Below are 13831 nucleotides of genomic sequence, written 5' to 3'. Positions count from 1 at the left end.
CCATAAGTTGCTTTTATAAAGCAAAACTCATAACTATTCGTGTCATTTGCAATGCGATTATTTGTGCGCAAATAAAACCTACTCAGGATGACAAAGCTTTTTTAAGTGGATGCTATTAATTCAGGACGACCTTTTACTGAATTCAAACATTCTATCCCTTTTATTGTCGATATTTATACTATGATCAAACGCCTGCTCAGTGGTATCGTTTTAGCAATGTCTGTAATCGGCGCTGCCTACGCGCAGCCGGCGTTTAAGGGTGGGCAGCAGGCACTTGACGAGTTTATCAAAAGCAAAATTGTTTACCCCGAGTATTCCCGTCAGAACTGCATTTCGGGTACTATTGATGTGGCTTTCAGGCTGGACGAAAACGGTGGGGTTACCGATGCCAAAATTCAGCAGGGGCCGGGCATCGACCTGGATGACGAGGCCTTGCGGGTCATTAAACTTACATCGGGCATGTGGCAGGTTCCTGCCGGTCATATCACCACAACTTACCTGGTGCAGCCTATCCGTTTTGATCCTAACCCGGCGCTTTGCCGTAACACTACCGCTAAAGATATGCAGGCCGCTGTTACAGATTACCGCAACCGACAGGAACTGGAAAATGCTGTTACCAATTACTACATCAATAAATACCAGGGTAAGGCCGATCTGGCTAAAGAACCAATCATCATCGCCCTAAAAAAACAACTGGGTTTTGATGACGAGCTGATAAACGATATGCTGAACCAGGCCGGCGAAAAACTGAAACAAAAAGATCTTGACGGGGCCTGTACCGACTGGAACTTCATCCGCAATATTGGAAGCGATAAGGCCGACAGCTTTATCCAACAATATTGCAGCAAAAAGCCTTAACCGGTTTTACACGCGGTTAAGGCTTTTTGAATGATTCCGCAAAAGCGGTTAAGATCAGGAAGCTAAGCTTACCAGCTCAACATCCCCAATGGCCAGCAGCATCAGGCGGCCCTGGTATTCAACCCACACATCGGCAAAACCGTTACTATCATAACCTAAAAACTTCATGATAGGGTTGCTAATGTTCAGGTTTTTCCATCTTTTACCAATGTACTTAAGTAACTGACCTCGTTTTAAGGTGGTGTGCTTTGCCATAAGTTTAATTTTTAAAGGATGAAACAATAAACTAAGTTAATTAACAATTGCGAAAATATTTAACTACTGAAATAGAAATTTTCTTTTGTATCGGGTTTATTACATCCGGCTTTTTAACGCCACCTTGCAATATAAACGCCGTGTGTTTATTAATTATTTGTACTGTAGTTACTTATGTCAAACTACTTGGTTTTGGTATAACTTTTAGGATCAAGCGCCGTTGGCGACCAGCCTTTAAAAAATTCCAATACTTTGTCTTTACTATAACCTTTACCTTCTTCCAGGTATTCGGAATTTTGGGTATGCAGCCTGTTGCCCTTGCTATCTAAAATAATAAAAACCGGGAAACCAAAACGCTGCGGATAACCAAGGCTGGTCATTAACGCATCGTTGGTGTTTTCCTGGCTGTAATTTACGTGCAGCACCACGTAGTTGGTATTCATATAGGTGTTAAGCGAACTGTCTTTAGTTACCTGGTCGTTAAACCTGATGCACCAGCTGCACCAGTTACCGCCAATTTGCAAAAGCACATTTTTGTGTTGTGCCGATGCCTGTTTAACGGCAGCAGCAATATCTGCTTTGGCATCTGCCGATGGGTTATATAAATGCGGCTTTTCCTGTGCCTTTACATTTAGAACAAATGCCGACAGAAGGGTTATCAGGAGCAATTTTTTCATGGTAGTGGTGTGCTTTTATTGGCTTTGGCTATAAAGCCGGCAGCAAGTTAAAGCTACAAAAAAATGCAGGTAAAATTTTGCCCATAAAAAAATATTATAGCCAAAAACGCACTTGTGCACACAATGTGGAAAACTCTGAAATACAAGCGTTAATTTAGAACGATATTTTTGATATAACATACCCTTGGTATGCCCCGATGGTTGTAAAAAACCGTTGCGAAAGATGTGTGCAGGCGCGTATTTTAACTTGAGTTTTTTCAGTTATAAATAGTTAATATGTGTTAAAGCCCTGCACCTGCGGGGCTTTTTTTCAACACGATTTTAGGATTTTGCAGGATTGACGGGATTTTAGCATGCTCGATTTATTGAATTCCTGGCATCCGCACATTTGGAATCTATAATCTGCACATCTAAATTTAACATTTACGTCATTTATTGTTTGCATTTTTTTTACGAGATTTGTGGCCATTAAAACTTTTAGTTATAGGCTATAACTAACAAACTATATGAATTATACCATCAATAATTTACCCGAGCGCACCGTTAAGCCCCGCGATAAAGGCATTACCATGGTGATGGACAAAGGACTAAGTTTAAGACAGGTTGAGGATTTTATTGAAGTTGGTGGTACACATACCGATATTGTAAAGCTTGGTTGGGCTACTTCCTATGTAACCCCAAACCTGGATGAAAAGATAAAATTGTACAAACAGGCAGGGATCCCGGTTTACTTTGGCGGTACTTTGTTTGAAGCCTTTATTGTACGCAACCAGTTTGACGATTACTGCCGCCTGTTGGATAAATATCAGCTGGAGCATTGCGAGGTATCCGATGGATCGATCACTATTGAGCACGATATTAAATGCGAATACATCAGTAAACTGGCCCAACAGGTTACCGTAATATCTGAAGTGGGTTCAAAGGATGTGCAAAAGATTTTTGCCCCTTATAAATGGATCAAACTGATGAATGCCGAAATTGAGGCCGGTTCATGGAAGGTAATTGCCGAAGCCCGCGAGAGTGGCAACGTTGGCATTTATCGCGACTCGGGAGAGGTGAGGCAAGGTTTGGTCGATGAGATCCTTACCCAGATCCCTGAAGGCACTATTATTTGGGAAGCCCCGCAAAAAGCGCAGCAGGTTTGGTTTATTAAACTGATAGGTGCCAATGTAAGCCTGGGCAATATTGCCCCTACAGATATCATACCATTGGAAACCTTACGCCTGGGTATCCGCAGCGATACTTTTGATCATTTCCTGAATTTATAATTAACCTCATCATAAATTAAATAAAGCCTTTGGAAGAGATTCCAAGGGCTTTTAAGGTTTAGGTATACAAGGTAAGGGTAGTAGCGTGTTTTATGTTTTTATTTCTTAGGCGATCAATTACCCCATATCACCACAGCTATAAAAGCTGTGGGATATTACCGGTTAAGCCAAAAACCGGAGGGGTAAGGGGTAAACAATTGGTGAAAAATTTTGAGGAATTATTTATCTGTTTTATAGAATTTTTTAAAGCATCTGTCGCAATAATAATGCTTAAGTGACATCCACGGCAGTATCAGTTTTACTGTTGATCCACGCGGGATCCTTTGACAAAAATTGTTTTTACAACGCGGGCAGCTCACTGCCGTTTTTATCTGGTGAGATGCATCATTTTTGTTTAACATGTGTTCGTTAACTATCACATTCATATATCAGGGGGCAATTGTCTGCCAACAAAAGTGGGCCAAACCGGATTAACAAAACTGCCATTTTACTGTACAAAACCGCCAATTGGCCTAATAAACACCCGTTTTAATCCTTTAAAGGCAGGTTTTTAATTTAATAGTTATAATAATTCATTTACGTCGCGGCCAAATTGCTCTTTAAATAATTTGCTGAAATAGGCTGGTGTATCAAAACCTGCCACGTATGAAATTTCGGCAAGGGTACGGTACTTACCGCTTTCAATGGCCTCACGGGCAATCTGCAATTTAATGGCCCTGATGTATTTATTGGGCGTAAGGCCGGTAATGCTTTTAATGCGCCTGAACAGCTGGCGCTCGCTGATGGATAGGTCATAGCTTAGCATGGCCAGGTTAAGATCAACCTTACCAACCTGTTTGCGCACAAGGTCCTCAATTTCGGTAAGCCAGGCCAGGTCGGCCGGCGATGTAATTTGCGTTTCTGTTTGTATATCGCCGGCATCATCAGGTTCTTCTTCCAAATCCTGGTTTGAGTTGCCCGCGCGTGCTGCCGCGTTATTGATAAGGTTGGTGGTGCGGGCAATAAGTTCGCCGCTCAGAAAAGGTTTGGTAATGTAATCGTCAACGCCGGTATGCAGGGCTTTTAATTTATTGTTATTATCTGCAAGCGCGGTTAATATAATCACCGGGATATTACAAAAGCTAAGACTTTCTTTTAGCTTTTGCAGTAATGTAAAGCCATCCATTTCGGGCATCATTACATCAGATATGATCAGGTTTGGTAATTCGGGCATCTCATGAAGCATGCTTAATGCCGCCGTTCCGTTCAACGCGGTAATCAGGTTATAAAACGGATTCAATATGCCGGTAACATAAGCGGCCATCTCATGGTGATCTTCTACTAAAAGAATGGTTTGTTTGGTTGCCGCATGCCCGTTATTAAATGCGGGAACAGGTAGTGCAATTGTTGATGACACCGGTACCGGTACTGTTTCGGCAAGGGTTAACGGAATGGTAACATAAAAGGCGGTGCCGGTATTCCAGGTATTATCAATAAATACGCCGCCGCCCATCAATTCGGCAAATTCACGGGTAATGGCCAGGCCTATGCCGGTGCCGCCTTCATAGGAATCCTCCTGGCGCCTGCCCTGGTAATACCTGTCAAAAATATACGGCATATCATCGGGGTGAATGCCCGTGCCGGTGTTGGCCACAGTAAATTCTATTTGCTTGTGTATTACCCGGGCTGTAACTGTTACCGAGCCCGATTGTGGGGTAAATTTCACGGCGTTGCTGATCAAATTATTACAGATCTTTTCAAACTTATCTTCGTCAAGCAAGGCAAATACGTCTTCGTTAATATCGCATTCCAATTTATAGCCAATCTTTTTATACTCCGCCGCCGAAGAAAACCCCTGGTATATCACTTTAATAAACCGGGCTAATGCAACCGGGCTTAACTTGAGTGTTAATTTACCGGCTTCAAGCTTGCCCAAATCAAGCAACTCGTTAACCATAGTTAGCAATTTTTTGCTGTTGCGCGATATGATAGTGAGGTTCTTTTTTTGCTGATTTTTATCGGGTTCATCAGGGCCATTCAGCAATTGATCTGCCGGGCCAAGGATCAAGGTTAAAGGTGTGCGTAATTCGTGACTGATATTGGCGAAAAAACGGGTTTTAAGCGCGTCAAGCTTTTCCAGCTGTTTATGCTCTTCGGTCATTAAAGCGGCCTCCCGTTTCTTTTTGGCAATCAGCCAGCGGTACATCATGGCCGAAGCTATCAATACCAGCAGGGCAATGGCAATAATATAATTACGCTGTACCGCCAGCAGCCTGGTTTGAGTTGCTGCAAGTAATAAGCGTTTATCGGCGCGGTACTTTTTATCGAGCTCATTGGCAATACGGGCGGTCTCGGCGGCGGTTATGCTATCGTTAAGCCCGTGGTAGAGATCGGAGTATTTTAACGCGTTTTTAAAGTCGTTAACTCCCTGGTATGATCGGTTTAGCTGGCTGTAGATATTCCTTTGTAACGATATACTGGTTTGGTTGCCGGGTTCAACGGCAATTGCCTGTTCGCCGTACTCAATGGCTTTTTTATAATCGCCCCTTATTCGGTATAAGGTCATCAACTCATTCAAGTCGTGTTTTTGTAACGATTTGAAGCTCCCTTTGCGGGCAATCTGCATCGACTGTTGTAAAGTGGCTATAGCGCGGTCATCCAATCCATTCCTGATGTACAGCCTGGCCAGGTTGCCTAAGTAGCGTGCCCGGGTAAAATCGCTCACAAACTTCTGATACTTTGGCTGCAGGATCTGCTCCAGTATCCGGGCCGCCTTTTCATTGGCAGCGTGTGTAGTATCAATTTCAGAAACAATATTTGATATGTTGCTTAGGGCAAAAGTATAAGCCGCGGTATCTTTTAGGCTCAAGGCGTCATTTGCAGCTTGTTGGGCGTAGGGCAGGGCCTGCTTTACGTTTTTAATAACCCGGTAAATATCGGCAAGGCACATTTTGGCATCAATACCGGCAGCTTTCCAGCCATGGGCTTCACATTCCTTTAAAATTCCAAATGCAACGTTTAAGGCTTCAACATTTTTGCCCTGCCGGCTTAGCATATAAGCCACCATGGTTGCCGATTTTTCGTAGGTGATGGTATCTGCCGGCGACGACAGCTTTACGGCCTGCCTGGCAAAATTAAGGGCATCTTTTTCGTTACCGGTTCCATAAGCCTGGTAGGCCTGCGCAAGCAGTACCCGGGCTTCAAACGGCTGATCATGATTTTTCCGGGCCGAGTCGATGAGCTTTTTTGCAAAAACAGCGGCCGAGTCGGCTGCCTTCATTCCCCGCAAGTGTTTTAACTGTGGTTCTTTTGTTTTTTGTTGCGAATAGCCCTGCAGTGTTATTATTAAAAACAGGCAGGCCAGCAAATATCTTTTCAGATACAGGGTTAGGTGTTGATTATCAGGGGTCATAAACAATGCCCTAAAAGTACATTTTTCTTGTAGGCTTGGCCAAATATTTCTTAAAAACAGGTGTTTTTACCCTGTATTAAAGTTTTTTTACCCTTTTGTTTTCTTTTAAATGAATAACACTAAACCTGCTTGTTTTTCGGTTATACCATAACCTTATTTTGATTGCGGCAGATATGCTTTATGTGCCTATCTTTAGCTTTTCATTTTTCAGGCCATACTAATTATTGATACATGAAACATTACGGGCTTATTGGCTTTCCACTTTCGCACTCCTTTTCAAAAAGATACTTTACTGAAAAATTTAAAACTGAAGGCATTGAAGATGCCGTGTATGATCTTTATCCGCTTGAAAATGTAAAAGACCTGCAAGACCTTTTAGACGAAAACCCTAACCTTGTTGGCTTAAATGTTACCATCCCGCATAAGGTAAATATAATACCTTACCTGGATTGGGTTGAGCATGATGCCCGCACGGCCGGTGCCGTAAACTGTATTTGCATTAGTGCCGAAAGCCCCTTACAGGCCGCCTTTACAGGTGAAGTTGGCATACAAGGGCATGATTTCAGGCTGGAAGGTTATAACACCGATCTGTACGGCTTCGAAATGTCGATAAAGCCTTTAATAAAAGACAGTAACGACGAAGCCCTGGTTTTGGGCGATGGCGGCGCGGCAAAAGCAGTAAAATGCGTATTAGAAAATTTGGGCATCACTTATAAAGTGGTAACCCGTAAACCCCATCCCGATCATTTGTTGTTCAGCGAACTAACGCCCCGTCATATCAAGCAGCATAAGATCATTATCAATACTACGCCGGTAGGTACATCGCCCAATATTGACGCGTGCCCGCCCATCCCTTATGAGGCTATTACCGACGATCATTTATTGTACGATTTGATTTATAACCCCGAAGAAACCTTGTTTTTGAGAAAAGGCCGTGAGGCCGGCGCCACTACTAAAAATGGTTACGAAATGCTGGTTTTACAGGCCGAAAAATCATGGGAAATATGGAACACTAAAGACCTTAGAGTATGAAGTACGCCGGATTAATGCTTTTGGCCATATTGTTTTTAGCGGCCTGCGGCGGTAATCATGATTATTCGCCAAAGCCGCGGGGTTATTTTCGCATTAAATTTCCTAAAAAAGAATACCAGGATTATAACGAGGGCTGCCCTTATACTTTTGTATATCCTAAATACGCGGTTATTAAGCCCGATTTGAGTACTAATGCCAAACCTTGCTGGATCAATATTCAGTTTCCGCAATTTAACGCTACCCTGCATTTAAGCTATCAGCCGGTAACAAGTAAAAAGGAGTTTAATCAGCTAATTGAAGATGCACGAGCCTTTGCATTTAAGAATACGGTAAAAGCAACCTTAATAAAGGAAGATCTTATTGCATATCCGCAAAATAAAGTTTACGGCCTTTATTACACTATTGATGGAAACACAGCATCATCTGCCCAGTTTTTTTTAACAGATAGTACTAAAAGTTATATCCGTGCCGCGCTGTATTTCAACAACGAACCTCGACTTGATTCTATCCAACCCGCCCTTAATTTTATTAAAAAAGATATGGAGGTGATGATCAAGAGCTTTAAATGGAGGTAGGGAAGAAGAGTCAAGAGGTTAGAGTCAAGAATTAAGATAGCTGCGGATAAAACTATGTCATTGCGAGTATCGATCAAGGATAAACCTGAAAAAAATAGTGATGACATCGTTAACACGCTTGTGTAGAGACGCAACATTTTGCGTCTCCCGCGTGCAAATGCAACACGCAAATTTAAAATCTCACAAATCCACTCTGTATAGCGGGAGACGCAAAATATTGCGTCTCTACAAAAAAACATATTTGATAATCAACAACTTGCGTGGACGTCATTATAAGGAACGAAGCAATCTCATGCTCTACAGGGCGAACCTGCAAAGTACGCGATTGCTTCGTGCCTCGCAATGACATAGCTTTATATTGTCATTTCCCCCTTGCTAATACCCCAACAATTTCTCCACCGTTTCTCCCAATCTTGCTTTTGCCAAAAACTGGTCTTCCAGGGCTTTATTCATGGGGATGGCGGTATCCAGGCTGCCGCAGCGCATTACAGGGGCATCCAGGTACTTAAAGCAATGCTCGGCAATGTAGGCGGCAATTTCGGCACCAAAGCCACTGGTTAGGGTATCCTCATGTAGCACTAATGCTCTGCCTGTTTTTTTAACGCTTGCCTCAACCGCTTCTTTATCCCAGGGCAGCAGGCTGCGCAGGTCAATGATCTCTAACGATTGTTCGGGGTGTTGGGCGGTGTATTCCACAGCCCAATGTACGCCAAGGCCGAAGGTAATGATGCTTGCCGTATCACCTTGTTGTACAATATTGGCTTTGCCAATTTCTATCAACACATCATTATCCGGCACCTCACCACTGATGCTGCGGTACAGGTATTTATGCTCGAAGTAAATAACCGGGTTAGGATCTTCAATGGCCGCCAACAGTAATCCTTTAGCATCTGCCGGAAAAGCGGGATACACCACCTTTAATCCTGGTGTTTTGGTAAACCATGCCTCGTTACTTTGCGAGTGAAAGGGCCCCGCGCCCGTACCTGCGCCTGTTGGCATGCGCACCACCATATCAACCGCCTGTGCCCAACGGTAATGTGTTTTGGCCAGGTTATTAATGATCTGGTTAAAGCCGCAGGTAACAAAATCTGCAAATTGCATTTCAACAACGGCTTTGTAGCCATTGATGGCCAGGCCCATGCCGGCACCTACAATGCCCGATTCGCAGATAGGGGTGTTGCGCACCCGCCCTTTGCCAAACTCTTCAACAAAGCCCTGGGTTATTTTAAAAGCCCCGCCGTACTCGGCAATATCCTGCCCCATGATCACCAGGTTGCTGTGTTTACGCATGCCCTGCCTCAGGCCATCGCTTATGGCATCTATATAGCGTTTGGTGGTTATGGGGGTTGAAGCAGGTTGAGTTGCCGGGAAACTGTACGAGTGGTACATATCTTCCACCTCGGTATTTATATCGGGCACAATATCGGCCTCGCTGTATACCTTCTCAAATTCCGATTCGATCAAAGTTGAAAATTCCTTGCGGATAAGTGGGATCCACTCGGGCAGTAGTGCTCTCTCGTTCAGCAAATACTTTTCATAATTGGCCAGCGGGTCTTTGGCGCTCCACCACTCTGTAAGGTTTTGGGGTACATATTTGGTACCCGAGGCCTCTTCATGGCCCCGCATCCTGAAGGTCATGCACTCCAGTAAAACCGGGCGCGGGTTTTCGCGAATGCTGTTTTTGATATCGGTGATGGTATGGTAAACTTCTAAAATATTGTTGCCGTCTATCCGGCGGCCTTCCATGCCGTAGCCTATGGCCCTATCAACCAACTGAGCGCAGTGATATTGCTCGTTGGTTGGGGTGGAGAGGCCGTAACCATTGTTCTCGATGAGGAAAATAACAGGCAGGTTCCAAACGGCGGCAATGTTGAGCGCTTCATGAAAATCGCCCTCACTGGTTGCGCCCTCGCCGGTGTAAACCAGGGTGGTTTTCTTGTGGTTTGATAATACATTCGCCAGGGCAATGCCATCTGCCAGGGCCAGTTGCGGGCCAAGGTGCGAGATCATCCCGATGATCTTATATTCCTGCGTGCCGAAGTGAAAGGAGCGGTCGCGCCCCTTGGTAAAGCCCGATGGCTTGCCCTGCCATTGCGCCATCAGCCTGGATAATGGGATGTTTCGTGTGGTAAATACTCCCAGGTTACGGTGCATAGGCAGGATGTACTCATCATCGGCCATAGCCAATGTGCTGCCTACCGCAATGGCTTCCTGGCCAATGCCCGAGAACCATTTGCCAATACGTCCCTGTCGTAACAGGATCAGCATTTTTTCTTCAACCATGCGTGGTAGCAATAGTTTCTTGTAAAAAGATACTAAAGTGTCTGTATCAAGGTTTTTACGATCGAAAATCATAATGTAAAACTAATGAAGTTTTTACACGGCGGTACCCCGGGCTGGTAATATTTTCGGGTTAAACTTTGTATGTTTGGTAATCGTAACAAGAAACTATGAAAAGAATTGGATATGGATTGATGGCCTTGCTATTGGTCGTAGGGTTTGCGGCATACGCCCAGGATTACTTTTTACTACCGGGCAGCTTTTACATGAAAAAGGGCGACAACATTAACCTGCATTTGTTGAGCGGCAGCGAATTTGTAAAAGAGGGCGAATACAAATACGAAAGCGGAAAAATTTCAAAATTTGTGCTTTACGAAGGGAAAAAGCAAACCGATTTGAGCAAGATGCCAAAAGATACCGCGTCAAACATCTTAAACTATAAATTAGAAAGCCCGGGCCTGGCCACTATTGAGGTAATTAAAACCGAAAGTGTAGAATCGGAACGGAACAAGTTTTTGAAATACCTGAGCAATGAAGGCCTGGATAAAATTGCCGAAGATGCCAAAGCAAATACCCAGCAGTACTTTGTTGAAAAATCAACCCGTTACCTAAAAACACTGGTAACTGTTGACAAACCTAACGATCGGGATTTTGATAAACCCCTGAACGAGGAATACGAAATTGTGATCAAACAAAACCCCTACAAGGCAGATTACGGGGATGATGTAACCGCCGAGGTGTTTTTTCAGGGCAAACCTTTAAAGGATGCCGTAGTGATTCTTTACATCAAAACAATTAACGGCAACGTTTTTCCGCAAAAACTAAGCACCGATGCCACCGGTCTCATTTACTTTAAACTAAGCCGCGAAGGTATTTACATGCTAAGCTCAGTACACATCGAAGCATCTAAAGATAAGAATGCCGATTTTGAAAGCTGGGGCACAACCCTAACCTTCGCCTTTACCAACAACGGCACCATGCCAGATACCTATAAGGAGTTTGGGTTTGGGAATAAACATTGATTTTTAGGACAAAGGATTTTTGGACTAATTAGACTATTGGACTTTTGGACAAAAGACAAAGGACGAAAAGGCAAAGGACAAAAGACATTTCTCGGCGTTTAACCATACTAAAAGAAAAAGGACTAAGAAGCAATATCTTAGTCCTTTTTCTTTTGTCTTTTCGTCCTTTGTCTAATAGTCTTACAGTCCTATAGTCCCAAAGTCTACTTCACCTTTTTACCCAAATCAACTAATGGTAGGCTAACCATGCGGCCGATTGGTGTTTTGCCCCGGTAGGTTATTACCCTTAACGTGGTTGCATCTTTCGGCGCGTCAATTGGCGTGGTGTATTTTGGATAGAAATTATCGGGAAACGAGTTGTCAAAGCTGTAGTAGGTATCCAAACCGGCAACTTCGTTAGTTACGGTTACTTTTAGTGTGCCATCGGCATTGCGGGTTGCGCTGAATGATGGATCATAAGCGCTTGGCGCGTATTTGATTTCAGCCTCGTCAAAACGACCAAACTGTTTCTCAACCTTGCCAAAAAAGTAATTCCAGTTTTTCTTATCCTTAGGCGACCATACCGATTCGGCAATGGCCATGCCCCTTGGCCAGGTCATATACTCGGCCTGGCGAATGTTGTACACCTGCTCGGTCCACAAGTTGGCCTGGCCGCCTTTAATCAGTTTGGCATCAACACTATCGGGTACCGGTTCAAACTCGTAGGCTTTGCTCAGGCGTAATTTGGCGTAAACTTTAGTCTCGTTTACATCGCTTTGCATATAATCCAAATAAGCGAAGGTTGTAGGGCTCATTACTACGTCGTGACCCATTTTAGCAGCCTCAATGCCTCCTTTGATGCCACGCCAGCTCATAACGGCTGCATTGGGGCCTAAGCCGCCTTCCAGGATCTCGTCCCAGCCCATGAATTTTTTACCTTTCGATTCTACTATTTTTTCCAAACGTTTTTCAAAATAAGCCTGTACCTCCTGTTGGGTTTTCAGGTTTTCTTTAGCCATTAAGGCTTTGATGGCTTCACTTTGTTCCCAAAAGTTTTTGGCACATTCATCGCCACCCATGTGGATGTATGGGAATGGGAAAAGCTGCGCTACTTCGGTTACCACCTTATCTAAAAAGGCGTAAACATTTTCGTTGGCCGGGCACAGAGTATTATCAACAATGGCGGTGTTATGTGGTCCGTTCCAGTTCATAAATGGTTCGCCGGAGTTTACTACGTATTTATCGGCACCGGGGGTGCATGACAGATCTGGATAAGCAACAACCGCAGCAAGGCTATGGCCGGGAACATCAATCTCGGGCAGGATGTTTACAAAACGGTCTTTAGCATATTGTACCAGCTCTTTGATATCTTCCTGGGTATAAAAACCGCCATAAGTACGTGGCTCATCAGCTGCCGGGGCAGTGAATGTACCAAACTGACCAACCTTTTTAACATTGTATGCCCCAACGGTAGTTAACCTGGGCAGGCTTTTAATTTCAACACGCCAGCCTTCATCGTCTGTTAGATGCAAATGCAGCAGGTTAAGCTTGTATTTAACCATGGCATCTATATATTGCTTAACCTCGGGCTTGGTAAAAAAGTGGCGGGCCACATCAAACATTAAACCCCTCCAGGCAAACCTTGGGTAATCGGTGATATCAACACAAGGAGCTGTCCATTTTATGCCTTTGGTGTACTCTTTACTTTCAATTTCTTTAGGCAGTAACTGCATAAAGGTTTGCACGCCGTAAAATAAGCCGGCGGCCTCGTTAGCCCGTATGGTTACTTTTTTGGCAGTTACAGACAGGCTATAACCTTCGGCACCAATAAGCGGATCATTCTTTTTATTTAAAACAAATTTGATAGATGCTGATGGTGCTACACTTTTCACGGCTACGGCAGTACCTGCAGCGGTGCTTAATTTGCTTTTCAAATAAGCTATAACGGGTGTTACTTCAGGCTGACTGGCTGCTTCAAGAATAACAATTTTAGGTAATGTAAAACTGCCCACCTTTTTGGTAACCTTAACAGGCTCGGGTATGATGCCTAAATTGTTAGCAGGTGCCTGGCCGAATGATAAAAAATGCAGGCTACAGCAGGCCAGCAACAGGAATATTTTTTTCATAAAAAAAATTGGTTTTGAAGACGCTTAATTGGAAACGCTACGCAAATTAAACTTTTTAAAGAATATTAAAAAGTTATCGGGGAAATTTAATTGCCTCTTATTGCAATTCTAAGAGCACTGTTTTTGCACATTCTTCGGCATCTTAAATGTCTTTAAAAACTGTTGCGTTGCGCAACAAGTGAAACAGTAAAAATCGATATCTATTTAATAAACAACATGTTGTGAATTGTCATATTTCGCAAATCGCAACAAAAACCGCAACAGTAAAATTAAGAAGAGGCCGTATCATAATTCAAATGATGCGGCCTCTATGTTTGCAACGTATTGGCTCCATGTTTATCTGTTTTCGTTGAATTTCTCAGCAAGGA

Annotated in this window: 10 protein-coding genes; 5 read left to right on the top strand and 5 right to left on the bottom strand. The window is 43.6% G+C overall.

From position 1 onward, the window contains the following. Positions 1-180 precede the first annotated feature (180 nt). Positions 181-858: a TonB family protein gene (locus tag FHS10_RS29100; RefSeq protein ID WP_259097762.1), complete on the top strand. Its 678-nt coding sequence runs from the start codon at positions 181-183 to the stop codon at positions 856-858. Positions 859-912: 54 nt separating this feature from the next. Here the strand turns inward: FHS10_RS29100 and FHS10_RS29095 are convergent, their stop codons facing one another. Together FHS10_RS29095 and FHS10_RS29090 are read right to left on the bottom strand one after the other, a co-directional pair. Further along, positions 913-1113 carry a hypothetical protein gene (locus FHS10_RS29095; protein WP_259097760.1) on the bottom strand — a complete coding sequence of 67 codons (201 nt, stop codon included), beginning with the start codon at positions 1111-1113 and terminating at the stop codon, positions 913-915. A 182-nt stretch (positions 1114-1295) separates the two neighbouring features. Further along, entirely contained in the window at positions 1296-1790 is a 495-nt protein-coding gene (locus FHS10_RS29090) for a thioredoxin family protein (RefSeq protein WP_259097757.1), read from the bottom strand. A 506-nt stretch (positions 1791-2296) separates the two neighbouring features. Between FHS10_RS29090 and FHS10_RS29085 the strand changes: the two genes are divergently transcribed. Next, a complete protein-coding gene (locus tag FHS10_RS29085; protein ID WP_259097755.1) occupies positions 2297-3058 on the top strand; it encodes a phosphosulfolactate synthase in 762 nt (253 codons plus the stop codon). Between the two features lie 562 nt (positions 3059-3620). Here FHS10_RS29085 and FHS10_RS29080 read toward each other — a convergent pair. Further along, entirely contained in the window at positions 3621-6449 is a 2829-nt protein-coding gene (locus tag FHS10_RS29080; protein ID WP_259097752.1) for an ATP-binding protein, read from the bottom strand. A gap of 231 nt (positions 6450-6680) precedes the next feature. On the opposite strand from FHS10_RS29080, the gene FHS10_RS29075 reads away from it, so the two are divergent. Further along, positions 6681-7481: a shikimate dehydrogenase family protein gene (locus tag FHS10_RS29075; protein ID WP_259097750.1), complete on the top strand. Its 801-nt coding sequence runs from the start codon at positions 6681-6683 to the stop codon at positions 7479-7481. Then, on the top strand, positions 7478-8056 hold the full coding sequence (gene gldD, locus FHS10_RS29070; RefSeq protein WP_259097748.1) for a gliding motility lipoprotein GldD: 579 nt from the start codon (positions 7478-7480) through the stop codon (positions 8054-8056). The genes FHS10_RS29075 and gldD overlap by 4 nt, the downstream gene beginning before the upstream one ends. Positions 8057-8431: 375 nt before the next feature. On the opposite strand, the gene FHS10_RS29065 is transcribed toward gldD, so the two are convergent. Further along, complete coding sequence (locus tag FHS10_RS29065) at positions 8432-10411, bottom strand: alpha-ketoacid dehydrogenase subunit alpha/beta (protein ID WP_259097746.1); 1980 nt, start codon at positions 10409-10411, stop codon at positions 8432-8434. 95 nt (positions 10412-10506) lie between these two features. Between FHS10_RS29065 and FHS10_RS29060 the strand changes: the two genes are divergently transcribed. Continuing rightward, a complete protein-coding gene (locus FHS10_RS29060; protein ID WP_259097744.1) occupies positions 10507-11358 on the top strand; it encodes a DUF4198 domain-containing protein in 852 nt (283 codons plus the stop codon). A gap of 203 nt (positions 11359-11561) precedes the next feature. Here the strand turns inward: FHS10_RS29060 and FHS10_RS29055 are convergent, their stop codons facing one another. Beyond that, positions 11562-13463, bottom strand: coding sequence for a beta-N-acetylhexosaminidase (locus tag FHS10_RS29055; protein WP_259097742.1), 1902 nt, complete (start codon positions 13461-13463; stop codon positions 11562-11564). Between the last annotated feature and the right edge of the window lie 368 nt (positions 13464-13831).

The sequence above is a fragment of the Mucilaginibacter dorajii genome, from assembly GCF_024808255.1.
GTDB classification, from domain to species: Bacteria; Bacteroidota; Bacteroidia; order Sphingobacteriales; family Sphingobacteriaceae; genus Mucilaginibacter; species Mucilaginibacter dorajii.
This window is presented reverse-complemented; position numbering and strand designations above follow the sequence as displayed.